General features: G+C 73.0%; 25 protein-coding genes. 13 read left to right on the top strand and 12 right to left on the bottom strand.

Translation table 11 applies throughout. From position 1 onward, the window contains the following. Positions 1 to 16: 16 nt before the first annotated feature. Positions 17 to 2,374 carry a glycoside hydrolase family 3 C-terminal domain-containing protein gene (locus tag AB0K00_RS25590; protein WP_363524357.1) on the bottom strand — a complete coding sequence of 786 codons (2,358 nt, stop codon included), beginning with the start codon at positions 2,372 to 2,374 and terminating at the stop codon, positions 17 to 19. 251 nt (positions 2,375 to 2,625) lie between these two features. Here AB0K00_RS25590 and AB0K00_RS25585 point away from each other — a divergent pair, with 251 nt between their 5' ends. From AB0K00_RS25585 to AB0K00_RS25565, 5 genes are read left to right on the top strand one after another with little or no spacing between them, the layout of a single operon-like run. After that, entirely contained in the window at positions 2,626 to 4,326 is a 1,701-nt protein-coding gene (locus tag AB0K00_RS25585) for a hypothetical protein (protein WP_363524355.1), read from the top strand. A gap of 13 nt (positions 4,327 to 4,339) precedes the next feature. Further along, positions 4,340 to 5,305 carry an ABC transporter permease subunit gene (locus AB0K00_RS25580; protein WP_363524352.1) on the top strand — a complete coding sequence of 322 codons (966 nt, stop codon included), beginning with the start codon at positions 4,340 to 4,342 and terminating at the stop codon, positions 5,303 to 5,305. Continuing rightward, a complete protein-coding gene (locus AB0K00_RS25575) occupies positions 5,302 to 6,243 on the top strand; it encodes a carbohydrate ABC transporter permease (protein ID WP_363524349.1) in 942 nt (313 codons plus the stop codon). Before AB0K00_RS25580 ends, AB0K00_RS25575 begins: the two co-directional genes overlap by 4 nt. A gap of 4 nt (positions 6,244 to 6,247) precedes the next feature. Further along, the gene (locus AB0K00_RS25570) at positions 6,248 to 8,161 is read left to right on the top strand and encodes a beta-galactosidase (protein ID WP_363524346.1); all 1,914 of its coding nucleotides are present in this window, start codon (positions 6,248 to 6,250) and stop codon (positions 8,159 to 8,161) included. Beyond that, a complete protein-coding gene (locus AB0K00_RS25565; protein WP_363524344.1) occupies positions 8,158 to 10,491 on the top strand; it encodes a glycoside hydrolase family 95 protein in 2,334 nt (777 codons plus the stop codon). Before AB0K00_RS25570 ends, AB0K00_RS25565 begins: the two co-directional genes overlap by 4 nt. Before the next feature lie 11 nt (positions 10,492 to 10,502). On the opposite strand, the gene AB0K00_RS25560 is transcribed toward AB0K00_RS25565, so the two are convergent. Continuing rightward, complete coding sequence (locus AB0K00_RS25560) at positions 10,503 to 11,240, bottom strand: hypothetical protein (protein WP_363524341.1); 738 nt, start codon at positions 11,238 to 11,240, stop codon at positions 10,503 to 10,505. 66 nt (positions 11,241 to 11,306) lie between these two features. Between AB0K00_RS25560 and AB0K00_RS25555 the strand changes: the two genes are divergently transcribed. Both AB0K00_RS25555 and AB0K00_RS25550 read left to right on the top strand, forming a co-directional pair. Then, positions 11,307 to 12,407: a histidine kinase gene (locus AB0K00_RS25555; protein WP_363524338.1), complete on the top strand. Its 1,101-nt coding sequence runs from the start codon at positions 11,307 to 11,309 to the stop codon at positions 12,405 to 12,407. Further along, on the top strand, positions 12,404 to 13,066 hold the full coding sequence (locus AB0K00_RS25550; RefSeq protein ID WP_363524335.1) for a response regulator transcription factor: 663 nt from the start codon (positions 12,404 to 12,406) through the stop codon (positions 13,064 to 13,066). Before AB0K00_RS25555 ends, AB0K00_RS25550 begins: the two co-directional genes overlap by 4 nt. On the opposite strand, the gene AB0K00_RS25545 is transcribed toward AB0K00_RS25550, so the two are convergent. After that, the gene (locus AB0K00_RS25545; RefSeq protein ID WP_363524333.1) at positions 12,996 to 13,397 is read right to left on the bottom strand and encodes a hypothetical protein; all 402 of its coding nucleotides are present in this window, start codon (positions 13,395 to 13,397) and stop codon (positions 12,996 to 12,998) included. The two genes, AB0K00_RS25550 and AB0K00_RS25545, sit on opposite strands and share 71 nt — an antisense overlap. A 131-nt stretch (positions 13,398 to 13,528) precedes the next feature. Here AB0K00_RS25545 and AB0K00_RS25540 point away from each other — a divergent pair, with 131 nt between their 5' ends. Both AB0K00_RS25540 and AB0K00_RS25535 read left to right on the top strand, forming a co-directional pair. Continuing rightward, positions 13,529 to 14,164 carry a DUF2306 domain-containing protein gene (locus AB0K00_RS25540; RefSeq protein ID WP_363524330.1) on the top strand — a complete coding sequence of 212 codons (636 nt, stop codon included), beginning with the start codon at positions 13,529 to 13,531 and terminating at the stop codon, positions 14,162 to 14,164. Between the two features lie 23 nt (positions 14,165 to 14,187). Then, positions 14,188 to 14,673: a MarR family transcriptional regulator gene (locus AB0K00_RS25535; RefSeq protein WP_363524327.1), complete on the top strand. Its 486-nt coding sequence runs from the start codon at positions 14,188 to 14,190 to the stop codon at positions 14,671 to 14,673. On the opposite strand, the gene AB0K00_RS25530 is transcribed toward AB0K00_RS25535, so the two are convergent. The 5 genes from AB0K00_RS25530 to AB0K00_RS25510 form a co-directional block, all read right to left on the bottom strand. Then, on the bottom strand, positions 14,649 to 15,005 hold the full coding sequence (locus AB0K00_RS25530) for a hypothetical protein (RefSeq protein WP_363524325.1): 357 nt from the start codon (positions 15,003 to 15,005) through the stop codon (positions 14,649 to 14,651). The genes AB0K00_RS25535 and AB0K00_RS25530 overlap by 25 nt on opposite strands. Positions 15,006 to 15,126: 121 nt before the next feature. Next, positions 15,127 to 16,095 (bottom strand): hypothetical protein, encoded by a 969-nt coding sequence (locus tag AB0K00_RS25525; protein ID WP_363524322.1) that lies wholly within the window; start codon positions 16,093 to 16,095, stop codon positions 15,127 to 15,129. Beyond that, the gene (locus AB0K00_RS25520; RefSeq protein WP_363524319.1) at positions 16,092 to 17,180 is read right to left on the bottom strand and encodes a hypothetical protein; all 1,089 of its coding nucleotides are present in this window, start codon (positions 17,178 to 17,180) and stop codon (positions 16,092 to 16,094) included. Before AB0K00_RS25520 ends, AB0K00_RS25525 begins: the two co-directional genes overlap by 4 nt. Further along, positions 17,177 to 17,629: a DUF4188 domain-containing protein gene (locus AB0K00_RS25515; RefSeq protein WP_363524316.1), complete on the bottom strand. Its 453-nt coding sequence runs from the start codon at positions 17,627 to 17,629 to the stop codon at positions 17,177 to 17,179. Before AB0K00_RS25515 ends, AB0K00_RS25520 begins: the two co-directional genes overlap by 4 nt. Next, positions 17,626 to 19,167: a phenylacetate--CoA ligase family protein gene (locus AB0K00_RS25510; protein ID WP_363524313.1), complete on the bottom strand. Its 1,542-nt coding sequence runs from the start codon at positions 19,165 to 19,167 to the stop codon at positions 17,626 to 17,628. Before AB0K00_RS25510 ends, AB0K00_RS25515 begins: the two co-directional genes overlap by 4 nt. Positions 19,168 to 19,266: 99 nt before the next feature. Here AB0K00_RS25510 and AB0K00_RS25505 point away from each other — a divergent pair, with 99 nt between their 5' ends. Next, complete coding sequence (locus AB0K00_RS25505) at positions 19,267 to 20,877, top strand: amidohydrolase family protein (RefSeq protein WP_363524310.1); 1,611 nt, start codon at positions 19,267 to 19,269, stop codon at positions 20,875 to 20,877. Between the two features lie 26 nt (positions 20,878 to 20,903). On the opposite strand, the gene AB0K00_RS25500 is transcribed toward AB0K00_RS25505, so the two are convergent. Both AB0K00_RS25500 and AB0K00_RS25495 read right to left on the bottom strand, forming a co-directional pair. Then, a complete protein-coding gene (locus AB0K00_RS25500; protein ID WP_363524307.1) occupies positions 20,904 to 21,707 on the bottom strand; it encodes an SDR family oxidoreductase in 804 nt (267 codons plus the stop codon). Between the two features lie 58 nt (positions 21,708 to 21,765). Then, positions 21,766 to 22,464 carry an SDR family NAD(P)-dependent oxidoreductase gene (locus AB0K00_RS25495; protein WP_363524304.1) on the bottom strand — a complete coding sequence of 233 codons (699 nt, stop codon included), beginning with the start codon at positions 22,462 to 22,464 and terminating at the stop codon, positions 21,766 to 21,768. Positions 22,465 to 22,566: 102 nt separating this feature from the next. Here AB0K00_RS25495 and AB0K00_RS25490 point away from each other — a divergent pair, with 102 nt between their 5' ends. Beyond that, positions 22,567 to 23,442: a helix-turn-helix transcriptional regulator gene (locus AB0K00_RS25490; protein ID WP_363524301.1), complete on the top strand. Its 876-nt coding sequence runs from the start codon at positions 22,567 to 22,569 to the stop codon at positions 23,440 to 23,442. Positions 23,443 to 23,461: 19 nt separating this feature from the next. Here the strand turns inward: AB0K00_RS25490 and AB0K00_RS25485 are convergent, their stop codons facing one another. Continuing rightward, complete coding sequence (locus tag AB0K00_RS25485; RefSeq protein WP_363524298.1) at positions 23,462 to 24,271, bottom strand: phosphotransferase; 810 nt, start codon at positions 24,269 to 24,271, stop codon at positions 23,462 to 23,464. Positions 24,272 to 24,329: 58 nt separating this feature from the next. Between AB0K00_RS25485 and AB0K00_RS25480 the strand changes: the two genes are divergently transcribed. After that, positions 24,330 to 24,992 (top strand): tyrosine-protein phosphatase, encoded by a 663-nt coding sequence (locus AB0K00_RS25480; protein ID WP_363524295.1) that lies wholly within the window; start codon positions 24,330 to 24,332, stop codon positions 24,990 to 24,992. Positions 24,993 to 25,078: 86 nt separating this feature from the next. Next, positions 25,079 to 25,564: a hypothetical protein gene (locus tag AB0K00_RS25475; RefSeq protein WP_363524292.1), complete on the top strand. Its 486-nt coding sequence runs from the start codon at positions 25,079 to 25,081 to the stop codon at positions 25,562 to 25,564. A 193-nt stretch (positions 25,565 to 25,757) separates the two neighbouring features. On the opposite strand, the gene AB0K00_RS25470 is transcribed toward AB0K00_RS25475, so the two are convergent. Beyond that, positions 25,758 to 26,531 (bottom strand): tyrosine-protein phosphatase, encoded by a 774-nt coding sequence (locus tag AB0K00_RS25470; RefSeq protein WP_363524289.1) that lies wholly within the window; start codon positions 26,529 to 26,531, stop codon positions 25,758 to 25,760. Positions 26,532 to 26,534: the final 3 nt, after the last annotated feature.

Here is a 26,534-nt window from a genome sequence, read left to right as displayed (position 1 = left end):
CGTCGCCGCGGGCTCGTCAGGCGTCCAGGGTGACCGTGCACCGGGCGTCCGGACCGGCGTGGAACACGTACTCGCCGGGCGGGGCGACGAACCGGCCGGACCAGTACGCCAGCGCCGCGACCGGCACGTCGAACCGGACCTCGCGGGACTCGCCCGCCGCCAGCGGCACCCGCTCGAACCCGACCAGCCGCCGGGCGGGGGGCGGCACGGGCCAGCACCGGGGTGTGACGTACAGCAGCACGACCTCGTCGCCGGCGCGGTCGCCGGTGTTGGTGACGGTGACGGTCGCCGTGAAGCCCGAGGATGTGACCGCGACGGATAGCGGGCCGTAGCCGAAGGTCGTGTACGACAGGCCGTGGCCGAACGGGTAGAGCGGCTCGCCGCGGTGGTACTGATACGTCCAGCCGGCGCCGATGATGTCGTAGTCGGTCGGGTCGGGCAGGACGGTGCCGGCGCGGTACCAGGTCTGCGGCAGCCGCCCGCCCGGGTTCGCGTCGCCGAGCAGCACGTCGGCGACCGCCGTGCCGAGCTCCTGCCCGGCGTGCGAGGTCCACAGGATCGCCGGCACGTGCTCCTGGGCCCAGTCGATCGCGTACGGGTAGCTGGACACCAGCGCCAGGACGGTGGCCGGGTTCGCGGCGAGGACCGCGCGCAGCAGCGCCTCCTGCTGCGCCGGCAGCGTCAGCGACGAGCGGTCGACGGTCTCCCGGCCGTTGATGTGCGGGTCGTTGCCCAGCACCACCACGACCCGCGCGGCGGCCCGGGCGGCCGCGACCGCCGTGGCCAGGCCGGATGAGACCTGCTCCCGGACGAACCGCAGGGCGCCGTCGGAGGGACCCGCCGTCAGCCGCCCGTCCGGGCCTTCCGTCACGTACCGGCCGAGGGCGTTGGAGTACAGCAGGAACTCGCCGGGCGAGGCGGGGTGCAGCTCCCACAGCTCGCGCACCACCCACCCGTCTGGCGTGGCCGCGGACGCCGCGAGGACGCCGTCGTCGCCGACGGTCACGTAGCGCCCGGAACCGGTGTCCTGCAACGTGTGCACCGGCACCGGGCACTGGACGCTGGTGCCCCAGTCCTGGTGGGTGAACACCGCGCCCGGCCCGTCGCCGAGCCGGAGGCCGCCGTCGTCGACCCGCAGCCGCCGCCCGTCCGGCGTCGCCAGGCCGACGCGGTCCAGACCATCCACAGTGGACACGTCGAGGCGTGGGCGCAGCGCGGCGGCGACGGTCACCGCGTACGGCAGCGTGCCGCTGTACCAGTCGGTCAGCACCCGGTCGCCGAGGTGCCCGATCACCGCGACGCTCCCGCCCGCGCGCCACGGCAGGGCGCCGGGGGAGTTCTTGAGCAGCACGACCCCCGCGTGCGCGGCGCGGGCCGCCAGCCGGGCGTGCGCGTCGCAGGCGATCACGTCGCGGCGGATCCCGGTGTACGGGTCGTCCGCCGGGTCGAACTCGCCCGTGCTGGCCCGCATCCGCAGGATCCGCCCGAGCGCGGTGTCGATGTCGGCCTCGGTGATCAGGCCACGGTCGAGGGCCTCGGTGAACCGGGCGATCGTCGGCGCCGGGTCGGGGCCGTTGTCGGTGTAGCTGTCCACCCCGGCGCGCAGCGCCGCCGCGTGCGACGAGGCGTGTTCGTCGAAGTACCGTTCGGTCTCCACCAGGTTCGACGGTGCCTGCGCGTCGGAGCACACCACCAGGTCGGGTGCGGCGGCCCGCAGCACCGAGGCGAGCAGCGGGTGCACGTGGTTGGGGACGCCGTTGACGAGGTTGTAGGCGGGCATGACCCCGGCCGCCACGCCGGCGCGCAGCGGCTCGAGGAAGCCGGGCAGCTCGTACTCGTGCAGCACCCGCTCCGGCACCGCGACGTCGACCACATCCCGGCCGGTCTCCACGTTGTAGGCCAGGAAGTGCTTGAGCACCGGCGCGGTCCGCCACACGGTAGGGTGGTCGCCGCGCAGCCCGGTGCAGTACGCGACGGCCAGCTGCGCGGTCGCGTACGGGTCTTCGCTGTACCCCTCCTCGTTGCGCCCCCACCGCGGGTCGCGCAGCAGGTTGACCACCGGCGCCCACACGTTGAGCGAGACCCGCACGGCGCCGTCGGGCGGGTCGTGGTGGAACGCGCGGACCTCGGTGGCGGCGGCCTCGCCGACGGCCCGCAGCAGCGCCCGGTCCCAGCTCGCGCCGAGCCCGACCGCCTGCGGGAACACGGTCGCCCGGCCGACCCAGGCGACACCGTGCAGCACCTCGCAGCCGGTGTGGAACTCCGCCAGGCCGAGCCGGGGCACGGCCGGCTGCCGCTGGTGCAGCATCGCGATCTTCTCGGCGGTGGTGAGCTGCCGCAGGAGATCGGCGACCAGCTCCAGGGTGGTAGTCATGGGCCCCTACTCTGCACGAGATGAGCGTTGTCGAAGCGCTTCGATGATCGACGGCGGCCGGTTGGCTGTCAAACGGCGGGAAACTTTCACGCCCGGCGGCACGGGTCGCGCGGTCGGACGGCGGCCTTCGTCGATGTCCTTGTCGGTCGGCCATCGATGCCCTACGGTCTGGCAGTCGAAGCGCCGTCGAAGCGCTTCGATACTTCGCGCACCGCATCGTGCACCTCGATCACCCGAAGGGTGGAACCACCATGCAAAGCGGAGCGACCCCAGACACCGGCGGGCTGAGCCGGCGCGGCTTGCTCACCTCCATCGCCGTCATCGCCGCGGTGCCGCTGCTGGACGCCTGCGGCAGCCCGAAGGAGAAGAACTCGGGCACCACCACCGAGAACGACCTGACCAAGGCGCTGCCCGCCTACGTGGCCAACGACCTGGTCAAGCCCGACATCCCGGTCGTCGCCGGCGCCAACGGCGCGTCCACGGACCCGGCGTTCCTGGCGTACCCCGCCAACCCGCCCCGCACGGTCACCGGCGCGGTCGGTGCCGGCGGCACGTACGTGACCATGACCCCGCTGTGGGGCGCGATCCCGCCGTCCAGCGGCAACGCCTACTACGACGCGGTCAACAAGAGCCTCGGCGCGACGCTGAAGATGCAGCCCGCCGACGGCAACACCTACGCCGACCTGCTGCCACCGCTGTTCGCCGCCGACAAGCTGCCGGACTGGATCGACATTCCGAGCTGGACGACCAGCAAGCTCAACTTCGGCGAGGCGGTCCGCACCAAGTTCGCCGACCTCACCCCGTATCTGGCCGGCGACAAGGTCAAGCAGTATCCGAACCTCGCCGCCCTGTCCACCAACGCCTGGGTGGCCGGGGTCTGGAACGGCAAGCTCTACGGGCTGCCGATCTACTCCTCCAACGCCGTCATCGCCGGCATGTACTACTACCGCAAGGACCTGCTGGACAAGGCCGGCGTCTCCGCAGACGTCAAGAGCGTCGCCGACCTGGAGGCCATCGGCAAGGCGCTGACCAACGCCACCGCCGGTCAGTGGGCGTTCGACGACCTGTTCGGCAACGACGGCGCCTACATCTACCAGATCTTCGGGTTCCCCGGCACCGGCTACCCGTGGGCGCAGGACTCCGGCGGCAAGCTCGTGCACCGGTACGAGTCCGAAGGCATCGTCGAGGCGCTCAACTGGCACGCCAAGATGGTCAAGGCCGGCTACATGCACCCCGACGCCGTGGCCAACAACAGCCAGAACGCCAAGCAGCGGTTCTGGAGCGGCAAGGTCGCCGTGTGCGCCGACGGCACCGGCGCCTGGAACGGCGACGACGCCAAGTCCGGCTCGGCGGCCGCCCCGACCTACAACCGGCAGGCGTTCAAGCTGTTCAGCGCCAAGGGCGACAAGCCCACGGTCCAGCTCGGCAACGGCGCGTCGATGTACAGCTACCTGAACAAGAAGCTCAGCGACGGCCAGATCAAGGAGCTGCTCGCGATCGCCAACTACCTCGCCGCGCCCTACGGCTCGGCCGAATGGCTGACGGTCAACTTCGGCACGCCCGGCACCCACCACAACATGACCGCCGGCAACCCGCTGCTGACCGAGCAGGGCAGCAAGGAGATCGCCACCACCTACCAGTTCCTGGCGTGCCCCGCCTCGGCGAGCACCGTGCAGTCCGGCGCCGTGCAGGTGACCAAGGACGCCGCCGCCTGGCAGGCCGACATGGTCAAGTACGCGGTGAAGCCGCTGTTCTACGGCATGAACGTGACCGAGCCGGCGCAGTTCGGCTCGCTCGGCCTGCCGATGATCGACACGATCACCGACGTGAAGCTCGGCCGCAAACCGATCTCCGCGTGGACCGACGCGGTCACCAACTGGCGCAAGCAGGGCGGCGACGACCTGCGCAAGTTCTACGACGGCATCCGCGAGAAGTTCGGCACCGGCAAGTGAACGCAGGCACACCGTGACGGCCACGAAGCCGGACGCGCCACCGCGTCCGGCTCCGGCCGCCGCCGACAGGGAGTCGCGGTGGCGGATCCGGCTGCGCCGCGACCGCTCGCTGCTGTTCATGACGCTGCCCGCGGTCGTGCTGCTCGCCGTGTTCGCCTACGTGCCCATGTTCGGGCTGGTCACCGCATTCCAGAGCTACGACATCTACTCCGGGTTCTGGTACAGCCCGCTGATCGGCGTCGACAACTTCCGGCGGCTGCTCGACGACCCGATCTTCTGGCACGCGCTGCAGAACACGCTCGTCATCAGCGCGGTCCAGCTGGTGCTGTACTTCCCGGTGCCGATCGCGCTGGCGCTGGTGTTCAACGAGATCGTCAACGCCCGGATCCGCTCGTTCGTGCAGTCCGTGGTGTACCTGCCGCACTTCTTCTCCTGGGTCCTCGTCGTGACCGTGTTCCAGGAGATGCTCGGCGGCGCCGGCGCGCTCAACACGATGCTGCGCCGGCACGGGTGGGCGACCTGGGACATCATGACCGACCCGGACGCCTTCAAGTACCTGGTCACCGCGCAGGCGGTGTGGAAGGAGGCCGGCTGGGGCATCATCGTGTTCCTCGCCGCGCTCGCCGCCATCGACCAGAACCTCTACGAGGCGGCGGCCGCCGACGGCGCCGGACGGTGGCGCCGGCTTTGGCACATCACGCTGCCCGGCATGCGCGGCGTCATCGTGCTCATGCTGGTGCTGCGCCTGGGCAACGCCCTCACCGTCGGCTTCGAACAGATGCTGATCCAGCGGCAGGCGGTCGGCCGGGACGCCTCCGAGGTGCTCGATACCTTCGCCTACTACTACGGCGTGGTCAACAACAACTTCAGTTACGGCGCCGCCGCCGGCCTGTTCAAGGGTGTGCTGTCACTGATCCTGGTGCTGGCCGCGAACAAGCTCGCGCACGCCTTCGGCGAGGACGGGTTGTACCGCAGATGACCGTCGACATCAGAACCCAGCCGAAACCACGGCCGAAGCGCACCGGCCCGGTGTGGGAGGAGCCGCTCGGGCCGGCGGGCAAGGCCGGCAAGGGCGTCACGCTGTTCATCGTGGTGGCGGTGATCCTGGTGCCGCTGTACTCGATCGTGCTCACCAGCTTCTCCACCCAGGCGGCCATCAACGAGGCCGGCGGGCTCGTCACCGTGCCGACGGAGCTGACGATCGAGGCGTACCGGCAGATCTTCACCAACCAGCTCGTCACGCACTCGCTGCTGGTCAGCCTTGCCATCACCGCCGTCGGCACGGTGCTGTCGATGGTGGTGACCGTCCTGTGCGCCTACGGGCTGTCCCGGCACGGGTCCCTCGGCCACCGGGGCATCCTGCTGTTCCTGGTCGTCACGATGTTCTTCAGCGGCGGGCTGATCCCGACGTTCCTGGTCGTCACCTCGCTCGGCGGCTACGGCGAATACTGGACCATGATCCTGCCCAGCGCGGTGTCGGTGTTCAACATCCTGGTGATGCGCGGCTTCTTCAGCAGCACCGCACCGGAGCTCATCGACGCGGCCCGCATGGACGGCGCGGGGGAGTGGCGCATCCTGTGGTCGGTGGTGCTGCCGACGTCCCGCGCGGTCACCGCCGTCATCGCCCTGTTCTACGCCGTCGGCTACTGGAACTCGTTCTTCAACGCGCTGCTGTACCTGCCCGACAACGGCAAGTGGCCGCTGCAGATGGTCCTGTACACGTACACGTACCAGGGCAGCGCCATGCCGGGCACCGGCACGACCGGCACCGGCCAGTACGCCGGACATCAGCAGATCGCCCAGCTGTCGCTGCAGATGGCGGTGGTCACCCTCACCCTGCTGCCGATCGTGGTCGCCTACCCGTTCGTGCAGCGGCACTTCACCAAGGGCATGCTCATCGGCGCGATCAAGGGCTGAACCGGTGCCGGGACTGCAGGACGTGACGCGGGGGCGGCTGCTGTACGGCGGCGACTACAACCCCGAGCAGTGGCCGCCGCACGTGTGGGACGACGACGTGCGGCTCATGCGCGACGCCGGCGTCAACCTCGTGACGGTGGGCGTGTTCGCGTGGTCGGCGCTGCAACCGGCGCCGGGCACCTTCACGTTCGACTGGCTCGACACCGTCCTCGACCTGCTGCACGACGGCGGCATCGGCGTCGCCCTCGCCACCCCCACCGCGTCCCCGCCGCCGTGGCTCGGTCACCGCCATCCCGACACGCTGCCGCAGGGCCCCGACGGGATCCGGCGGCTGTACGGCTCCCGCAACCAGTACTGCCCGTGCGCGCCGGCGTACCGGCAGGCGGCACTGACGATCACCGACGCGGTCGCGGCCCGCTACGCCCACCACCCGGCGCTGCGGCTGTGGCACATCGGCAACGAATACGGCACCACCTGCCACTGTGGACACTGCGCCGAGCGGTTCCGCGGCTGGCTGAGCCGGCGCTACGGCGACCTCGACGGCCTCAACACCGCCTGGGGCACCGCCGTGTGGTCGCAACGCTACGGCGACTGGGCCGAGGTGCTGCCGCCCCGGCGGGTCCAGTACGTCATCAACCCGTCGCAGGACCTGGACTACCAACGCTTCTGCGACGCCATGCTGCTGGAGTGCTTCACCGCCGAACGCGACGCCGTGCGCGCCCACAACGCGGGCGTGCCGGTCACCACGAACTTCATGGACTGCTACCGGTACACCGACGGCTGGCGGTGGGCCGCCGCCGAGGACCTGGTGTCGCTGGACACCTACCCGGACCCGAACGACCCCGACGCCGCGATGCGCGCCGCCATGTCCAAGGACGTCATGCGGTCCCTCGGCGGCGGCCGGCCGTGGCTGCTCGCCGAACAGTCACCCGGCGCGGCCAGCTGGCGGCCGGTGGCCACCCCGAAACGGCCGGGCCTGAACCGGCTGTGGTCGATGCAGGCCGTCGCCCGCGGCGCCGACGGCGTCCTGCACTTCCAGTGGCGCGCCTCCCGGCAGGGCGCCGAACGCGCGCACGGCGCGATGGTGCCGCACGCCGGACCCGACTCCCGCGTGCACCGCGAGATCCGCGCGCTCGGCGCAGAGCTCGCCGGACTGTCCGAAGTGGTCGGTGCGCGGGTGCCGGCCGACGTGGCGTTCGTCCTGGACTGGGACGCGTGGCGGGCCGTCGAGCTGGAGCACCAGCCGCACGAAGGGTTCCGCTACGTCGACCGGCTCCTGGACTACTACGCGCCGCTGTGGCGGGACAACGTCACCTGCGACTTCGCCCCCGCCGGCGGCCCGCTGTCACGCTACCGGCTGGTCGTGGTGCCCAACCTGTACCAGGTGACCCCGGCCGCCGCGGCGAACCTCACCGGCTATGTCGAGGCCGGCGGCACCCTGGTCGTCGGCCCGTTCAGCGGCATCACCGACCCGGACGAGCGCGTGTACACCGGCGGCTGGCCCGGCCCGTGGCAGGACCTGCTCGGCGTGCGGGTCGAGGAGCACTGGCCGCTGCCCGACGGCGAGCTGCTCGACGTCGCCTCGGCGTCGCTGGGCGACTTCACCGCCACGACGTGGGCCGAGTGGACGGTGTCGCGCGGCGCGGACACGGTCGCCGCCGTCCGCGGCGGGCCCCTGCACGACCGGCCCGTCGTGCTGCGCAACACGTACGGCACCGGGACCGCCTGGTACGTCGCCACCCTGCCGGCACCTGACGCGATGCGCCGGCTGCTGCGGCGGGTCTGCGCCGAGACGGGCGTCGCGCCGGTGCTGCCGGACCTGCCCCCGGACGTGGAGGCGGTCCGCCGCGGCGGGCTGGTGTTCCTGCTGCACCACGACACCGGCCGGGTCGAGATCCGCCGGGAGGCGCACCCGTGACCCGGCACCGGATCGAGCGCGCGGCGCCGGCCGGCGAGTTCCATGACGGGTTCCCGCTCGGCAACGGCAGCCTCGGCGCCATGCTGCACGGGCGGCCCGGCCGCGAATGGTTCGACCTCAACGCCGACACCCTCTGGTCCGGCGGCCCGCTGCCGTCGTCCCCTGTGGACGGTCCGCTGCCGGCGCGGCTGCTGCCGGCGCTGCGTGCGGCCGTCGCCGCCGGTGACCACCACACCGCCGAGGCGCTCGCCCGGCGGCTGCAGGGCGGCGCGTGGACCCAGTCGTATCAGCCGGTCGGCCGCCTCGAGTGGTGCTACGCCTCCGGTGAGGAGGTCACCGGGTATGAGCGCAGCCTCGACCTCGCCGACGCCGTCGCCGGCACCGGCTACGACAGCGCCTCCGGCCCGGTGCGGCTGGCGGCGTTCGTCTCCGCCCCCGACGACGTCCTCGTCGTCGCCGCGACCGGTCCCGGAACCCTCGCGGACACCGTCATGCCGCGGCTGCGCACGCCGCACCCGGTCACCGCCGGCGTGGTCGACGCGGGCGCCGGACCCTGCCTGGTCTGGACCGGCCGGGCCCCCGCACACGTGCTGCCGAACTACGTCGACGCGGAGCCCGCCGTCACCTACGCGGATGACGATCCGGCCGCGGACGGCACCGTGCCCGCCGGGATGGGGTTCGCCGTCGCCGCCGCCGTGCGGCACACCGCCGGCGAGACCCGTCTCGTCGTCGCGGCCGTCACCGGGTTCCGCGGGCCGCACCTACGCCCGAGCGCCGACCTCGCCGCCATCGCGGGCGACGCCCTCGCACGCGTCGCGCGGGCCCTCGCGGTACCGACGGCGACGCTGAAACAGCGGCACATTGCGGACCACCGGCGGTGCTTCGACCGTGCCGACCTGGAACTGCCCGGCTTCGCGGACGCGGAGCTGCTGTTCCACCTCGGCCGGTACCTGCTGATCGCCGGCTCCCGGCCCGGCACCCAACCGTTGAACCTGCAAGGCATCTGGAACGCCGACGTGCGCCCCGGCTGGTCCTGCAACTGGACCACGAACATCAACGCGCAGATGAACTACTGGGCCGCGGAAAGCACCGGCCTGGCGGACCTGCACGAGCCGCTGCTCACCCTGACCGGCGACCTCGCGATCGCCGGCACCCGCACCGCCGAGCTGTACTACGGCTCCCGGGGCGCGGCCGCGCACCACAACACCGATCTGTGGCGCTTCACCGCGCCGGTGCCCGGTGACCCGCAGTGGGCGAACTGGCCGTCGGCCCTGCCGTGGCTGGCGGCGCACGTCTGGGACCACCTCGAGCACGGCGCCGGCGCCCGGTTCGCCCGCACGGTCGCGCTGCCGGTGCTGCGGGCCGCGGCCAGGTTCATCCTCGACATGCTCGTCGCCGACCCGGCCGGCGCCCTGGTCGTCAGCCCCTCCACGTCGCCGGAGCACCATTTCCTGACCGGCGACGGCGGGCACGCCGCCACGTCCTGGGGCTGTGCGCTGGACCAGGAGCTCGCGAGGGAGGTGCTGACCCGGCTGACGGCGCTGCTCGAACGATGGCCGGACCCCGCGCTCGCCGGTGCGGTCGCGGCCGCGCTCGCGGCGCTGCGCCCCGTCCAGGTCGGCGCCGACGGGGGCCTGCTGGAGTGGTACGACGACCGTCCACCCCGCGAGCCCGGCCACCGGCACCTGTCGCACCTCTACGGCCTGTACCCCGGCACCCGCATCACGGAGACCGGCACCCCCGCCGACTTCGCCGCCGCCGGCACGGCGCTGCGGGCCAGGCTCGCGCACGGCACCGGCCACACCGGGTGGAGCCGGGCCTGGGTCGTGTGCCTCGCCGCCCGCCTCCGCGACGCGGACCTCGCCGAGCGGTCCATCGCCGCGCTGGCCGGCGAGCTGTGCTCCGCGTCGCTGCTGACGCTGCACCCCGACGCGGGCCGCCCCAGCGGCTGGATCTTCCAGATCGACGGCAACCTCGGCATCCCCGCCGGGATCACCGAACTCCTCGTGCAGAGCCACGCCGGCGCGGTCAGCCTCCTGCCGGCGCTGCCATCCGCCTGGGACACCGGCCGGATCCGTGGCGTGCGGTGCCGCGGCGGTCATCGCGTCGACGTGTCCTGGGCCGCCGGGCACCTGTCGACCGCGCGGGTCGTCGCCGGGGCGACCGGGTCACTGGTGCTGGAACTGCCGTCACCGGTGCTGGAACTACCGGCCAAGGTGCTCGACGGCGACGGCGCCACCGTGGACGTGACCGTCGTGGCGGGCGCACCGGCGGGCCGGTGCCGGGTGCGCTGGCCGGCCCGCGCGGGCGTGGAGTACCGGATCGGCTGAGCCGGCGCGGTTCAGTTGTCGAACGCGCAGACCTTCCAGTCCCCTTGCTCCTTGACCAGTTTTACGGTGACGTTGTTGGTGGAGCTGCGGCCGGCGGCGGTCTTGATCGTGAACTCGGCGAAGACGCTCGCGGTGTCGCCGCTGATCGACTCGCCGGTCACGCGCCAGTCGACGACGGAGGTCCTGGACGAGGTGTCCCCGGTGTCGGCGAAGTCCTCCTTCATCTCGTCGACCTCGTCCTTGCACACGTACCGGGCGAGCTCGTCCGGGTCGGGGTGGGCTTTCGTGGCCTCCTTGAAGAACGCCTGGACCACCTCGGTCGGGGTGTCCACGAACACCTTCTGGAAGGTGAAGTAGCCGCCGACGACGACCAGGATGAGCGCCAGGACGCCGCCGCCGATGATGAGCGCCCACTTGCCGCCCCGCTGGCCGCCGGCCGCCGGGACCGGCAGCGCACCGGTCGGCGGCCCGTAGCCGGGCGGGGGCGGGTACTGACCGGGGTACTGGCTGGGGTACTGGCCGGGCTGGGCGTAGGGCTGGCCCGAGATCGGCTGCTGGTACGTCTGCTCATACGGCTGCGGGTAGGGCTGCGGCTGCCCGGGCGGTTGCTGGTACGGCTGTGGTTGCGCGTACGGCTGCTCATAGGGCTGCTGGTAAGGCTGCGGCTGGCCGTACGGCGGCGGCTGATATGGCTGCTGCGGCTGCTGATACGGCTGCTGCGGTTCTGGTTCGCCCCCCGGGTACGTCACGGGCTCATCGTATACACGGCCGTCAGTGGTGCAACCCGGCTTCGGCGGCGCCGGATAGGCTGGGGCGTGGCGTCGGTGAGGCTGGCGGCCGGTCGCGATGTCGGGGCGGCGGTCGCGGCGGTGGTGGTGGCGGTCCTGCTCGCCGTGCAGACCGGCACGTCGCAGCACGACGCACGGACCCTCGACGCCTGGGGCATCGGGTTGGTCGTGGTGGCCGCGGCGGCGCTGGCCTGGCGGCGGGCCGCACCCGTCGTCGCGCTCGCGATCAGCGTGGTGGCGAACGCCGCGAGCCTGCTCGCCGGGTACCCGTACGGGCCGACCCTGCTCTGCGTCGGCTGGGCGATGTTCGAGGTCGCGTGGCGCCGCCCGATCCGGGTGTCCGCGCCACTGGCCGGCGTCGCCGCGGTGGCGTCGGTGGCCGCCGTGCTGCCACGGCTCATCGAGGTGCTCGACGTGCCGGCGCTGGGCCTGGTGCTGTGGGCGGCGTGCTGGCTGGCGGCGCCGTGGTCGCTCGGTGCGCTGCTGCACGTGCGGGCGGCCGCCGAACGGCGGGCGCGCGGCGACCTGATGGCCCGGGCCGCACTGGAGGAACGCATCCGCATCTCCCGGGAGATCCACGACGTCGCGGGGCACGGCTTCGCGGTGATCGCCATGCAGGCCGGCGTCGCGCTGGTAGTGCTCGACGAGCAGCCGGAGCAGGTCCGCGCGTCCCTCGAAGGCATCCGGGCCACGGCGCAGGCCGCGCTGGGCGACCTGCGCCAGGTCCTGGACGAACGCCGGCCGCAGCCGGAGGGGACCGCCGACCTGGCGGCGCTGGTCGCGCGGGCCCGGACCGCCGGGCTCCCGGTGCGGCTGACGGGCGGCGCGGGTGACCTGCCGCCGGCCGCGGGTGACATCGTCTACCAGGTGGTTCGCGAGTCGCTGACGAATGTCATCCGGCACGCCGGGCCGACCGAGGCCGTCGTCGACGTCGCCCGCGAACCCGGCGCGGTGCTCGTCACGGTCACCGACCGGGGCGTCGGATCACGGGCGACCGGGGACGGGCGGGGCCTGGCCGGACTGCGGGAGCGCGTGGAAGCGGCCGGGGGAGCGTTCGAGGCGGCCGGCCTCGACGGCGGCGGCTTCCAGGTCCGCGCGCGTCTCCCGCTGCCCGGGCAGCCGGCATGATCGGCGTCGTGCTCGCCGACGACCAGGCCCTGGTCCGGATGGGCCTGCGGGTGCTGATCGAGCGGGAGGCGGATCTGGCCCTGCTCGGCGAGGCGGCCGACGGGCACGAGGCCCTGGCGCTCGTCCGGCGGACCAAACCGGACGTGGTGCTGCTCGACATCCGGATGCCCGGACCGGACGGGCTGCAGGTCCTGCGGGAGATCGTCGGTGACCCGGACCTCGCCGCCACCCGGGTCGTCATGGTGACGACCTTCGAGACCGACGAATACGTGCTGGAGGCGGTCCGCGTCGGTGCCAGCGGCTTCGTGTTGAAGGACGCCGAACCGGCCGACCTGATCCGCGCGGTGCGGGCCGCGGCGGCCGGTGATGTGCTGCTGTCGCCGTCGGTGACCCGTCGCCTGGTCGAGCTGATCGGCCGCCGCGTGCCCGGGACCAGCGCCGCCGCGCCGGCGATGGACACGCTGACCGGGCGGGAACGGGAGATCGTGGCGTGGGTGGCGACCGGCCGCTCCAACGACGAGATCGCCGCCGAACTGTTCATCAGTCCGGCGACGGTCCGCACCCACGTCGGCAGGGCGATGCTGAAGCTCAACGCCCGGGATCGCGCGCAACTGGTGGTGTTCGCGGTGCGGGCCGGGCTGACGATCCCGGACGCCTGAGCGCCAGCAGCCCCGCCACGATCGCGATCAGCACCCCGGCGAGCTGGATCGCCTGGCCGGCGGCGACGCTCGGCCCGTGCTGCCCGGTGAGGTTCGGCCAGCCGGTCGGGCTGATCGCCCAGCCGACGGCGACGAACAGCCCGAGGAACACCCCGACCGCGGGCGCCCACCGCCACCGCGCCACGCTCACGAAGATCGCGCCGGCCAGCAGGATCACGATCCCCGGCGGCACCGCGACCGGGAAGTCCACCCCGGCCGCCCACAGCATCGCGATGCCGGCCGCCCCGAGCACCAGGCCGCCGACCGTCACCACTCGCGAAGTCACATGCATGCCGCCAGCCTCGCCGCCGGCCGGCCCGGGCGCGTCCACGCGGGCGCGGATCCGCCCTACGAAGATCTTCGTATGCCGGAGCCGTCCGGAGGTGGACGCCGGACCGTCCCGCTGTCCGCGAGGCTGAGGGCATGCGCAGACGAGCGGCCTGGCTGATGTTCATCGTGGCGATCGGGTTCGCGCTGGTGCTGAGCTACCCGTACACCAGCCTCGACGCCGACGACAGCAGGCTCGGGGTGCGCGGCGGGACGTACTACGCCGTGCTGGTCGTGCACATCTTCACCGCGGCGGTGGCGCTGGTGGCGGGACCCTTGCAGTTCGTCGCGGCGGTCCGGGCGCGGCGGCGGACGCACCGCACGCTCGGCCGGATCTACCTCCTCGGCGGGGTGCTGCCGGCGGCGCTGACCGCGATCCCGGTGGCGCTGTGGTCGGGCCGCCCGCTGACCCAGGTCGGCCTGACCGCCGCCGCCGTGCTCTGGCTGGTCACGGGCGGCCTCGCGTACCGGGCGGCGCGCCGGCGTGACTTCGTCGCCCACCGGGACTGGATGACGCGCAACTACGCGTTGACGTTCCTCGCGGTGACGTCCCGCATCCTCGTCCCGCTGCTCCTGCTGGCGTGGGTTCCCTTCGGCGGGCCGGACGCCGGCTCGATCGGTGAGCACGCGACGTCGATGATCCCCATCGGCCAGACCTTGGGCTGGATCATCAACCTCCTCGTGGCCGAGCGCCTCATCAGGCGCCGCCGCACGAGTGACTTGCAGTTCTAACTTAGCAGGCTAAGATAACCGTCATGGAGCGCCGCCTGAGTTTCGACCTGCACGTGCTCACCGCCCGCCTGGAGCGCATCGCCGACCGGATGCTGCGCGCCGAGCACGACGTGTCCTACCGGCGCTTCCTCGCGCTGACCCTGGTGGGCCGGCTGGGGGCGTCCACGCAGCGCGCCCTCGCCGACGGCCTCGGCGTGACCGAGGCGTCCGTCAGCCGCATGACCGCCGTCCTCGCCGGCGATGGGCTGCTGGACGTCCAGCCCGAGCCCGGCGGGGGACGCCGGCGGCGACTCAGCCTCACCGACAAGGGCAACGACCTCGTCGCCGCCATCCAGGACCGGCTCGAGGAGCGGTTCGCCGCGCTCGTCACGCGCAGCGGCGTGCCGTATGCCGACTTCGCCGAGCACACCCAGCGCCTGCTGGCCGCGCTCGAGGTCCTGGACCGGGACGACGCCAGGGACGTTCCGGCGCTGACGGCCTCAACTCAGGCCGACGGCCAGCCGGGCTGAGGCGCCGGCGCCGGGGTGACGGGCGCCATCGGCCGCGGCGGGTACATCGGCTGGGCGGGGGCCGCGAACGGCACCGGCGGCATGGCCGCGTCGCGACGGCCGCCGATGGCGACGGCGGCCGCGGCGATCTCCAGCCCGATGCCGGCCAGGATGAACTGGCCCGGGACGTGGTCGCCGCCGGCGTTGCTGGAGCCGGTGCACCGCTGCGGCGTCGACTGGGTGGGCGGGTAGCACGTCCACTCGACGTTGGTCTTGGCATCGCCCTCGGCCATTGATCCCAGCATGCCGATCCCGATGCTGATGATCCCGGCGATGATGAACAGAATCTGCATGACCCTGGCGCCCGATGACATTCCCGCGACCTTAGAGCAAGCGCCGCGTTCCCGCTGTCTCGCCCGCGCCCGCGTGCCATAGATCACCGTCACCGGCGTCGTCGGCTGTGCGCGGTGCCCGTCAGAGCTGGGCGGCCGGGATGCGGGCGGAGCGGACCGGTTCGGCGAGGGGGTGGCCGGTGCGGAACACCGCGAGGGGCGACTCGTCCGGGGCGAGCCCGAGTCGCTCGGCGAGCCGGGTGGCGGTGGCCGTGCAGTCCAGCAGCTGGCTCAGCGGGTGGACGCTCAGGCCGCGGTCGGACAGTGCCAGCCAGACCCTGACGAGGGCGCGGCCGTGCTCGATGACCGTTTCCGGGGTGACGGCGCTGCCGACGAGGATGAGGACGCTGCCGTCATACCGCAGCAGGCTCTTCGAGGCGGCGGCGAGCAGGGCCGGGCCGCCGAGGCGGCGGGTGACCGCGTAGGCGCGCGGTCCGAGCATCGCGGCCAGGCCGGTGGCCTCGACCCGGGACAGCGCCATGGCGCGGTCGGTGAGGCCGTCGAGGTGATACCGCGGATGCTTCGGTGACAGTCGCATCCACGCGCGGAGTTCGCTGACGACCTCTGGCGTGCCGAACATCCACCGGTCCGCCTGCGCGAGCGGGGCGACGAGATCCCGGGTCGGCACCTGGCGCAGGTCGGCGCCGAGCGCGGTCAGAGCGGCCAGGACGGCCGGGTCGAGCACGCCGGGGACGTAGCCGCTCCGGGCGCAGCGCCGCTGGTGCACGGATGTGAGGGTGAACGGGGTGTCGTACACCGAAGCGGCCGGCACGAAACGGGCCGCTCGCTGCGCGGCGTGGTCGACGGCGATGTCCGCGCGCACGGGCAGGCCGGCAGCGGCGGCGACGATGAGGCTCGTCTCGATGAACGCGCCCAGGGACAGGAACAGGTCCCGCCGGGTCGGGTCGGAGTCCGGCAGGGCGCGGGCCGGGTCCCAGTGCACGTCGACGGTGTCGTCGGTGGAGCGCAGCAGCCACGGCTGGGTGTTGTGGGCGCTCGGCGCGCGGCGGCAGTCGTCCTCGTGCGCCCGGAAGGCATCGACCCAGGTCATGCCACGCCCCGCTCGTAGAAGGTGTAGCCGTGCAGGGGGCGGCCACCCATCCGCCGGTACTGCGACGCCGACGCCGGGTTGTCCCGCTCTACGTATGTGCTGCGCAGCGTACGGTACCCGCCGGCGCGCAGGTTGCGGTACAGCTCCCGGGACAGCAGCGTCAGGTAGCCACGGCCCTGCTCGCCGGGGACGGTGCCCTTGATGATGAGCACGGCGTCGCGGCGGTAGCGGCCGCGGGTCAGCAGCAGCCGCAGCTGGTTGAGCACGCCGAGGCGCCCGCGGACCTTCATGAAGAACTCCGACACGTCCGGGACGGTGACGACGAACGCGACCGGCCGGCCGTCCTTCTCCAGCCACAGCAGCAGCGCCTCGTCGAGCAGGTACGCCAGGCCGTCGGTCTGCGCGGCGAGCTCGTCGGCGTCGATCTCGGTGTAGTAGCCCAGCTGCGCGAAGGAGGCGTTGAGCATCTGCCGCAGGATCGGCAGCTGCGCCGTGAAGCGGCGCCGCGAGCCGTGGCGCAGGACGAGACCTTCCGACCGCAGGCGCGTGTCGTCGAACGGGAACAGCGCGGCAGGGTCGGCGTCGAACTGCGGGCACAGCCACGTGTCGGCCTCGAAGCGGCGGGTGAAGCCGTGCCGCTCATACGCCGAGGGGTAGTGGGAGGGGTTCCAGGCCGAGTCGATGAAGCCGCGCTCGTCGAAGCCGGAGGTGATGACGCCGCCGGTCTGGTTGGGCAGCAGCCCGACCGGGCCGAAGAGCGCGTCGGTGTCGCGGCCGCGGTCCGCCGCGAGGTCGAACAGGGCGGCGGCGGTCTCCTCGTCGCGGAACTCGGTGAGCCCGAACAGCTGGTGCCGGCGGCCGAGCTTGGCGTCGAACTTGGCGCTGCGGTGCAGGATCGTGCGCCCGACGGCGGCACCCGAGGCGTCGCGGGCCAGGAACAGCTCCACCGAATCGGACCGGTGCCAGCCGGCGATGACGGCGTCGGCCAGCGGCACGTACCGGTCGGCGGGGTGCAGCCGCAGCGGCAGGTCGCAGAAGGCGCGCAGCCCGGCCCGGTCGGTCACGGGGGTGACGTGGACGCTCAAGCCGGCCGCCGGTGCACGCTCGGGCCGTCGGTCTCCCGCGACAGCGGCGTGTAGGTGTCGATGTGGGCCATCGTGTTGCCCTCGGCCCGCCAGACGCCGTTGGTGTAGCCGCTGTCCTCGGCGTTGTAGAGCCGGATGTAGCCGCCGGTGGCGTTGCGGGTGCCGTTGTCGGTGATCCAGCACATGAGGTCGCGGTGGTGTTTGGTCCGCGCGAACTGCAGCAGCGCGTCCCGGTCCCGGAAGAACGCGATCGTGCCGAGCGTGAACGGCCAGTTCCAGTAGACGGTGTGCCAGCAGTACCCGGGCAGCCGGCGCATCTGGCGCACCATCTTGAACCACGTGAAGGTGAGGATGAAGATCGAGTGCGGTCCCCGGTACCGGGTGGCGCCGACGAACATCGCGGTCGCCTGGCCCACCGGCGGGACCTTCGAGAAGTCGGTGGTCCTCATGCCTCGGCGCTCCTTGCCAGGTAGACGTTCTTGATTTTGCCGTTGCTGGCGGCGAACGGGCCCGCGCCGTGCTCGTGGACGCGGACACGCAGGTCGGCCGCGGTCGGGTCCTCCGCGAGGGACTCGGCGAAGTCGCGGCTCACCTCGGCGAGGTAGCGCACCACGCCGCGCCGGCAGACGTCGGCGAGCTTCTCCTGCTCGGCCTCGCCGAGCTGGACGCCTTCGCGCAGCTGGATGTTGACCGCGGGCCGGCTCTCCAGGTCGCTGTGCTCCTCCAGGGTCAGGCAGAAGCTCTGGATCTGGTGCGCGAGCGGGTTGTCCTGGTACAGGCCGTTCTCGACGTCCTGCGGGTAGATGTTGGCGCCCATGTACGAAATCGTGCTGTCCTTGCGCCCGTACAGGAACAGCAGCGGCAGCCGCATCCGGTCCACGGCGAACGCCCGCTGCGCCTGCGCCCACGCGGCCGGGTCGGTCTTCAGGATCGCGGCCAGCTCGACATAGGACATCAGCTTGCCCTCGTCGCCGATGTTGTAGCGCACCTTCGGGTTGAGCACCGCGGTGGTGTTGATGGTGCACAGGATCTCGTTGTCGGCGGTGGTCTCCAGGTACGTCTCCAGCGGGTTGTACTGGAAGACCATCGGCAGCCGGTGCTCGTCGGCGCCGAGCAGCGCGGCCCGCAGCCGGTGGTCGGTGCGCAGGCGGCGGCGCAGCCACACGGTGAGGTCGGTCTCGCCGCCCATGCCGATGGTCAGGTCGCTGGCGCCGTAGCCGGAACGGACCTTCGTGAACCGCTGCTCCAGGTAGTCCCGCAGCGCCTCGGTCATGCCCTCGCCGCCGACCAGCGCGCTCAGCTTGTACGGCGCCCAGTCGAAGCCGATCGCGTCCATCTTGTCCAGCAGGTGCTTCAGGAACGGCGGGTACGCGGTGATGACGTAGTCGAACCCGGGCCCGAAGTGCCGCAGCGTGTCGATGATCTTGTCGAGGTCGGGACCGGTGTTCTTCACCATCGCCACGCGGGCCATGGCGATGCCGGTGTTGGTGCCGGTCGCCCAGGCGCCCATCGAGTAGGCGTTGATGACGAACCGGCGCTTCGACGGGAACACCAGCGTCGTGTATCCGGCGAGGTTCTTGTGCACCGTGCGCAGCTCCCGGCGGCTGCGGACCCAGTTGTACGGCTGGCCCGACGAACCCGACGACTCGTCCACGACACTGCCGGCGATCTCGAACCGGCCGTGCCAGCAGCGCTGCTCCTGCGAGTACGCCTTCACGTAGGACAGTTTGTCGGTGGGCGGGTAGGAGCTCAGGTCGAACCAGCGGAACTGCCAGCCGTTGCGGCGCAGGAAGTCACCGTAGGCGGGCACGTCGATCGCGGCGAACTGACACGTCATCCACGCGTGCAGGCGGGCGAAGCGGGCCATCCACGGCCGGTAGTTGCGGGCCATCAGCCGCCACACCGCCGGATGGACCCGGTAGATCGCGTACAACCAGGTTAAACCGAAGCTGCTGACGCGAAGCACCCATTGCCGCACGAACGTCACGACAGGCTCCCTTTCTCCTCGACCCGTACCATCCTCGGTTCGCGGCGATCCGAGCGCCTGAGCCGTCCTACTCGCATCCGGGTAAGTATTGTTCTGCGCATGGCCGGGACACTCATGACCGGAGCGACGATCTGGGCCGGCCCGACCTGCACCCCACAGCCTGGCTGGCTGCTGGTCACCGGCGACAGGATCACCGCCACCGGAGCACAGGACACGCCGGCACCGCCGGCGACCACCATGATCGACCTCGCAGGTTGCCACATCCTGCCCGGGTTCGTCGACACGCACCTGCACACCACCGTTGTCGGGTGGCAGACCCTCGGCGTCGACGGTTCGGCGTGGACCGACCTGCGGGAGGCGCTCGCCGCGATCGGCGCCGCGGCCGCCGCCGACCCGCAGGCGCCCTGGCTGCTGTGCTGGAACGCCCGGCCGTTCCGATGGCCGCAGCGCCGCCTGCCGACGGCCGCCGAGCTCGACGCCGTCGCCCCCGGCCGTCGGATACTGGTCAGCGGCGTCGACGTGCACCGCGGCGCCGTCTCCACCCAGGCGATGCGCGCCGTCGGCCTGACGACCCTGCGCGCCCAGGCCGGCGACGTCAGCCGCGACCGGCGCGGCCGGCCCACCGGCGAGATCTGGGAACAGGCGTACGGTGAGGCGCTCGCCCGCGCCCTCGCCGACGCGGCCGGCGACCCGGAGCAGCTGACCCGGCGGGCCCTGGACCGGTGCCTGTCGCTGGGCATCACCCACGCCCACGAGGCGTATGTCGCCCCGCAGCACCACGAGCGGATGTTGGGCCTCGCCGCCGCCGCCGCGCCCCGGCTGTCCTGGGCCGTCGGCGCCGGTTCGGGCCTGCTCAGCCCCGCCGACGGCCCGGCCGCCGCCCCCGACGGCGCGTACGGGGCGAGCGGCCGCGAGGCGAAGCTGTTCCTGGACGGCGGCGACCGGTGTGCCGTGTGCCTGCCGGCCCGCGCCCTCGGCCGCCTCACGTTCCAAGCGGTCCGCGAGACCGTCGCCGCCCGCCACCCCGGCCCGCTGCGTGACGCACTGCGCCGGCGCAGCGCCGTACACGGGCGGGAGCTGCACCTGGAGTACCTGCGCTACGCCGACGCCGACCTCACCGGGCTGCTCGCCCGCTACCTGGAGGCCGGCATCCGGCCGCGGCTGCACGCCCTGGGCAACCTCGCGGTCCGCCAGGCCGCCACGGCCCTGCGCGCAGCCGGCGCCGGCGCGGACGCCGTCATCGACCACCTGGTGCTGCTGGACCCGGCCGCCGTCGACCTTGTCGCCGCGAGCGGCGCGTGGGCCACGTATCAGCCGGGCTTCCTCACCACGTTCGGCCCGCAGATCGTCGACGGCGGCACCGACCGGTTCCTGACCGTGCTCGGAGGCCGGCGGCTGCTGGACGCGGGCGTGCCGCTGACCCTGGCCTCCGACCACCCGGCCGGCCCCCTCGACCCGCTCGGCAACCTCCGCCTCGCCGTGCACCGCACCCTGCCGGACGGCCGCACCATCCAGCCCTCCCAGGGGATCACGCCGGAGGAGGCCGTCCGCGCGCTGACGGTGACCGCGGCCGCCTCTCTCGGCACCCCGGGCGGCCTCGTCGCGGGGCACCCGGCCGACCTGGCGATCTGCGACGGCGACCCGTTCACGCCGGCGACCCGCGTCACGCAGACCTGGGTCGCCGGCCGCCGCGTCTGGCCCGCCGGCTGACCGGCGGTCCGGCGGTTGACCGGCGGTCAGCGGCGCAGGTCGTGGCGGCGGTGGGTGGCCTTTGCCACCAGGCCCGACGGCAGGAGCCGGCGCAGCGGGAAGACGAGCGGCGCGTTGCTGCCGACCGCGTAGTGCGCCTTGGGCCGGGGCGCCTCGATCGCCTTGACGATGGTCGCGGCGACCCGCTCGGCCGGTGTGCCCTTCCGCTCGTTGCGGTCCAGGGCGGCCAGCATCCGCTCGAAGTCGGCACGGTGCGGCGAGTCCTCCGCGACGTACTTCGTGCGGCGCTCGCTGATCCCGGTGTTGATCGATCCGGGTTCGACCGTGGTCAGCCAGACGTCGAACGGCGAAAACTCGTGCCGGGCGCCGTCGCTGAACCCTCGCAGGGCCGCCTTCGACGCGACGTAGGACGAGCGGTAGGCCAGGGGGAACGACGCGAGCATCGACCCGACCATGACCACCCGGCCGTGCCGGCGCTCGCGCATGCCGGGCAGCAGCAGCTGGGTGAGCCGGACCTGGCCGAGGACGTTGACCTGGAACAGCCGGCGCAGCGCGTCGCCGGGCAGGTCCTCGAACGGCCCGGACTGGCTCTCCCCGGCGTTGTTGACCAGCACGTCGACCCGGCCGACGGTGGCGGCGAGCGCCTCGATCGACGCGTCGTCGCTCAGGTCCAGCGGCAGCAGCTCGACCCCGTCCGGGCGCTGCCCGGCGGCGACCGCCTCCGGCCGGCGGCTGGTGCCCACGACCCGGTAGCCGCGCGCGACCAGGGCGGCGGCGGTGGCCTTCCCGATCCCCGACGATGCCCCGGTGACCAGCGCGGTGCGATCCATCGCTGCACCATACCGTCGGCCGGTTGCCTGCCACGACGGCGGCCGCATCATGCCCGGTTCAGGACCAGGTGATCTCGCCGTGGCGGTCGACGAAGCGGCCGCTGCCCTTGCCCGGGCCTTCGGTGGCGAGGGTGACGACGGCGTCGGTGCCTTCGGTGACGGTCTGCGGGCCGGTGTTGGCGTTGAGGTCGGTCGCGGTGTAGCCAGGGTCGGCGGCGTTGACACGGATGCCGGTCAGGGCCTTGGCGTACTGCGTCGTCAGCATCGTCAGCGCCGCCTTGGACGCCGTGTACGCCGGCGCGATCGCCCGGGACTCGGGCCGGGCCGGGTCGTGCGTGGCCGCGAGGGAACCCATCGAGCTGCTGACGTTGATGATCACCGGGTCGGCCGAGCGGCGCAGCAGCGGGAGGAAGGCGGTCGTGGTGCGGACCACGCCGACCAGGTTCACGTCCAGGACGGCCAGGACGGCCGCGCCGCTCAGGTCGCTCGGGTCGCCGTGCGGGCCGTGCACGCCGGCGTTGTTGATCAGCACGTCGATCATGCCCTCGTGCCGCTCGACGTCGGCGGCCGCGGCGGCGACCGACGCGTCGTCGGTGACGTCGATCCGGACGAAACGGGCACCGAGCTCGCCGGCCGCGGCGGCGCCCGCCGTCGCGTCGCGGGCACCGAGCAGCACGGTGTGACCCTGGTCGATGAGGCGGCGGGCGGTCTCGCGGCCGAGACCCTTGTTGGCGCCGGTGATGAAGGTGATCGTCATGCGCCCATCGTTTGCCGCGGCCGCGTCGCGTGCCAGGGACGGCTCGACGGTAGGAACGCCAGTACCACCATCGGCGGCCGGCCGCGCGGCACAATCAGACGTATGACCGGTCCCGAGACGCAGCTCGGCGCGACGCTGCGCGCGTGGCGTGACCGCCTGTCGCCGGCGGCGGCCGGGCTGCCGAGGGGGCACGCCCGCCGGGCGAAGGGCCTGCGCCGGGAGGAGCTCGCCGACCTGGCCGGCATCTCGGTCGACTACGTCGTGCGCCTGGAGCAGGGGCGGAACAGGACGCCGTCGCCGCAGGTGGTCGCCGCGCTCGCCCGGGCGCTGCGCCTCACCGACGCCGAACGGGATCACCTGTTCCGGCTCGCGGGTCTCGCCCCGCCGGTCGGCGGCGAGATCTCAGAGCACATCCCGCCTGGACTGCGCCGCATGCTCAACCGGCTCGGCGACGCGGCGGTTGCCGTCTTCGCCGCGGACTGGTACCTGATCTGGTGGAGCCGGGGCTGGGCCGCGCTGCTCGGCGATCCGTCGTCGGTGCCGCCGGCGCTGCGCAACTTCGCCCGCGACACCTTCCCGGTCGACGACACCGGCCCGCGGCTGTCGCAGTGGCCGGTCACCTCGCTGGACGCCGACCTGCTCGACGCCGCCGTCGTGTCCGACCTGCGGCAGGCCGCCGGGCGGTTCCCCGGCGACCGCCGGCTGGCCGCACTGATCCAGCAGCTCAACACCGGCAACCGGCGCTTCGCCGAGCTGTGGGCGGCCGGCGCCGTCGGCGCCCACCGGGAGGACCACAAGATCGTGCACCACCCCGCCGTCGGGCCGATCGCGGTGGACTGCGACGTCATGACCGACGGTGACGCCCAGCGCAAGATCGTGATCCTGACCGCGGCACCCGACACCGAGGACGAGATGAAACTGCGGCTGGCGTTCCTGTCCGGCGTCGTGGCACCGGCCGGCGGACCCACGGAACGCTAGGCGTCGAGGACCCGTCCGGTCACGACGGGAACAGCCAGCCGAGGCTGCGTTCGGCGGCCTGCGCGTAGTCGCTGCGCCCGTGGTCGCGGCCGTATGCGAGGTCCTCCAACGCGGCGCAGCGGGCGAAGAACACGATCCGCGGCCCGATGTCGTCGGCGTCGGGCAGGCCGCCATAGGCGTGCAGCGTCTGCGCGAGGAAGTCCGGCCCGAAGTCGCGGTGCAGCCGGGCGAAGTCCAGCGCCGGATCGGTGACGGCGGCGTCGGACCAGTCGATCACGCCCGTGACGTCGCCGTCGTGCTCGAGGATGTGCTCGGCGCCGAGGTCGGCGTGGGCGAGCACGCGCCGCGCGGCCGCGGGCGGCACCCCGTCGCGCAGGATCCGGAGCAGTTCGGCCGGGCCGTCGAGGTCCTCCAGCCATTCGCCGGGATCGGCGTCCTCGACCGGGACGAGACCGTCGACCGCCGCCGCGTCGATGGCGTGCAGCTCGCCCAGGAAACGCCCCATCCGGCGGGCCAGGCCGGCGGGCGCCTGGCGGCCCAGCAGCGGTCGCCCCGGCAGCAGCGGATAGGCGAGGACGCCGGTGTCCTCCGCGGCGAACCGGACCGCCGGCACCGGCACCGAGACCCGCTCCGCCACCACCGCCGGGAGACCGGCCTCCCGCCGTACGCTGTGGCCGTCCTCGGCGACCCGCAGGACCAGGTCGCCGGCCAGGAAGGCGGCGTTGTCCAGGCCGTGCCCCAACTCGCTGACGGTGCCGGCCGCCGCCCCGGGCACATGCGCCGACAGCGCCTGCAGGGCACGCCGGCGAGCCGGCTCACGCACGTCCACGCCGTGCAGCCTATCCGCCGTCCACTGTGGGCGCCGCGACCGGCCGTACGCTTGATGGATGACGCTCACCCCGCTGGCGTGGACCGGCCTGCGCAACGCCCGCGACCTCGGCGGACTGCCCACAGTGGACGGTGGTGCGGTGCGTCACGGCGCGGTGGTGCGCGCCGATTCCCCGCACGCGCTGACCGCCGATGGGATCGCCGCGCTGCGCGCCCACGGCGTCACCCGCATCATCGACCTGCGCTGCGCCGACGAGGCCGCGATGCGGCCGAACGTGCTCGCCGCCGACCCGATGTACCGCCTGGTCCCGTTCACCGACCCCGACGACGATCCCGCCGACGAACTGTCGGACCTGGCCGGGATCGACGAGCTGTACTGCTGCCGCATCGCCGGCGACGCCCGTCGCGTCGTCACCGCGGTCGCGGCCGTCGCCGACGCCCCGCCCGGCGCGGTCCTCGTGCACTGCCAGGCCGGCCAGGACCGCACCGGCATGCTCGTCGCCCTGCTGCTGCGCGTCGCGGGCGTCGCCGACGACGTCATCGCCGAGGACTACACGTACTCGTCGGTGTGCTGGGAATCCCCGGGCGAATGCGAGCCGGAGGCGATCCTGTCCATGCTCGCCCTCGTCGACGAACGCTGGGGCGGCGCCGACGGCTACCTGCTCGCCCACGGCCTGTCCCCGGACCGGCTGGCCGCGCTCAGGACACGGCTGCGCGGCTGACCTGTTCATCTCGCGGTGGGCGGATGGCAATGCGTCGTCATCCGCCAGGCAGCACCCGATGCGCGACGGGTCGCTACCGTCGCGCCGTGGACACCTCTCCTCACCGGGCGGCGGCGTTCCGTGCGGTTGAGCGGGCCCGCATCCGCACCCGCATCCTGTGGATCGTGGCCATCGTCGCCGGGGTCCTGCCCTTGCTGTGCTGGGCCGGCGGATACGGCTACCAGGTCGTGACCGGCGAACGCGACCGGACCGTCCTGCGGGGCGCGCGCGACGCCACCGAACGGTTCGTCCGGGACCTGGAACTCGACGACCACCCGGCCGCGTACGGGCTGCTGTGCGCCGGCACCCGGGACGAACTGACCCTGGACCAGTTCGAGTCGGGCCTGCGGGGCCAGCCGCACATCCGCGCCCACCGCAACGTGCACGCCTTTCTCAGGGCCGTCGACGAGCACGCGGGCGCCGCGATCGTCGAGGAGCTGACGCTGGACAACGGCTCGGTCGACACGCACACGTTCACGCTGTTCAAGGAGAACGGTGCCTGGCGGGTGTGCAACCGGAGCTGGCCCTACTGACCGGGCCGGAGGCAGACGAGCGTCAGCGGAGACGGCGCGTCATCATGAGCGCGAGGTCGTCGTCGACGCGCACGGCGCTTCGTGGCCGACCCCGCCGGCTTCCCGCGACAGGGTTCCCGCCGGCAGCCGTCCTGGTGACCGCGCGTCCAGCTGCTTGCCCGCCATGACGTTGACGATCACGTGGCCGGGCGGGTCAGTCTCCGATCAGTCGGGCCCGAACGGCACGCAGGTCCTCGGCGGTGAGGCCGGCCGCGCGCAGGTGCGCCTCGACGTCCAACCCTGCGAGCACCTGGTGCAGTGCTTCGGCGATCGTGAGCCCGTGCAGCGCCAGCCGGGCCGCGATCGGGTCACTGTCGTCGGCCCGCGCCTGGGTTGGCGTCTGCGCCTGCGCGTCCGCCCGCGCGTCCGCCTGCGCCTGCGCCTGCGCGAAGCGCCGGCGCAGGCGCTCGCCGCTGAGTGCGTAGTCGGCGGCGATCACGCCCGGGGTCGTGTCGACGAGGGCGAGCAGCAGCAACGACACCAGGCCGGTGCGGTCGCGGCCGAGCCCGCAGTGCACGACCACACCACCCGGCTCCGCCCGCGCCACCGCGGCGATCGCCGCGACGCAGCGCTCGGTCTTGCGCTCGATGAACGGCCGGTAGTACAGCGGCGTCGCGTCGTCGACGTCCTCGTCGACCAGCCTCGACCAGAACGCGGCATCCGCGTTGTCGTCCAGCGGCACGTGCACCACCGTGACGCCGTCCGGCCGGGCGACCGCGGTCGAACGCTCGTCGTCCTCACGCAGGTCCACCACGGTCCGCACCCCGTACGCGGCCAGGGCGGCCCAGCCCTGCGGGGTGAGCCGGTCGAGATTGTCGGCGCGCACCACAGCGCGCCACCGGGTCGTCCGGCCGTCGCCGGCAGGCAGGCCACCGAGGTCGCGGGCGTTGACACAGCCGGCCCAATCAAGATGCCGCTCGATCTCCACCCG

Origin of the sequence: Dactylosporangium sp. NPDC049525 (assembly GCF_040676755.1) — a bacterium.
In the GTDB taxonomy this organism is placed as follows: domain Bacteria; phylum Actinomycetota; class Actinomycetes; order Mycobacteriales; family Micromonosporaceae; genus Dactylosporangium.
This window is presented reverse-complemented; position numbering and strand designations above follow the sequence as displayed.

Coding starts and splice junctions, on each gene's coding strand:
- AB0K00_RS25590 (WP_363524357.1), bottom strand. CDS start 2,374: ATGACTACCACCCTGGAGCTGGTCGCCGATCTCCTGCGGCAGCTCACC.
- AB0K00_RS25585 (WP_363524355.1), top strand. CDS start 2,626: ATGCAAAGCGGAGCGACCCCAGACACCGGCGGGCTGAGCCGGCGCGGC.
- AB0K00_RS25575 (WP_363524349.1), top strand. CDS start 5,302: ATGACCGTCGACATCAGAACCCAGCCGAAACCACGGCCGAAGCGCACC.
- AB0K00_RS25550 (WP_363524335.1), top strand. CDS start 12,404: ATGATCGGCGTCGTGCTCGCCGACGACCAGGCCCTGGTCCGGATGGGC.
- AB0K00_RS25545 (WP_363524333.1), bottom strand. CDS start 13,397: ATGCATGTGACTTCGCGAGTGGTGACGGTCGGCGGCCTGGTGCTCGGG.
- AB0K00_RS25540 (WP_363524330.1), top strand. CDS start 13,529: ATGCGCAGACGAGCGGCCTGGCTGATGTTCATCGTGGCGATCGGGTTC.
- AB0K00_RS25535 (WP_363524327.1), top strand. CDS start 14,188: ATGGAGCGCCGCCTGAGTTTCGACCTGCACGTGCTCACCGCCCGCCTG.
- AB0K00_RS25530 (WP_363524325.1), bottom strand. CDS start 15,005: ATGCAGATTCTGTTCATCATCGCCGGGATCATCAGCATCGGGATCGGC.
- AB0K00_RS25525 (WP_363524322.1), bottom strand. CDS start 16,095: ATGACCTGGGTCGATGCCTTCCGGGCGCACGAGGACGACTGCCGCCGC.
- AB0K00_RS25515 (WP_363524316.1), bottom strand. CDS start 17,629: ATGAGGACCACCGACTTCTCGAAGGTCCCGCCGGTGGGCCAGGCGACC.
- AB0K00_RS25505 (WP_363524310.1), top strand. CDS start 19,267: ATGGCCGGGACACTCATGACCGGAGCGACGATCTGGGCCGGCCCGACC.
- AB0K00_RS25500 (WP_363524307.1), bottom strand. CDS start 21,707: ATGGATCGCACCGCGCTGGTCACCGGGGCATCGTCGGGGATCGGGAAG.
- AB0K00_RS25495 (WP_363524304.1), bottom strand. CDS start 22,464: ATGACGATCACCTTCATCACCGGCGCCAACAAGGGTCTCGGCCGCGAG.
- AB0K00_RS25490 (WP_363524301.1), top strand. CDS start 22,567: ATGACCGGTCCCGAGACGCAGCTCGGCGCGACGCTGCGCGCGTGGCGT.
- AB0K00_RS25480 (WP_363524295.1), top strand. CDS start 24,330: ATGACGCTCACCCCGCTGGCGTGGACCGGCCTGCGCAACGCCCGCGAC.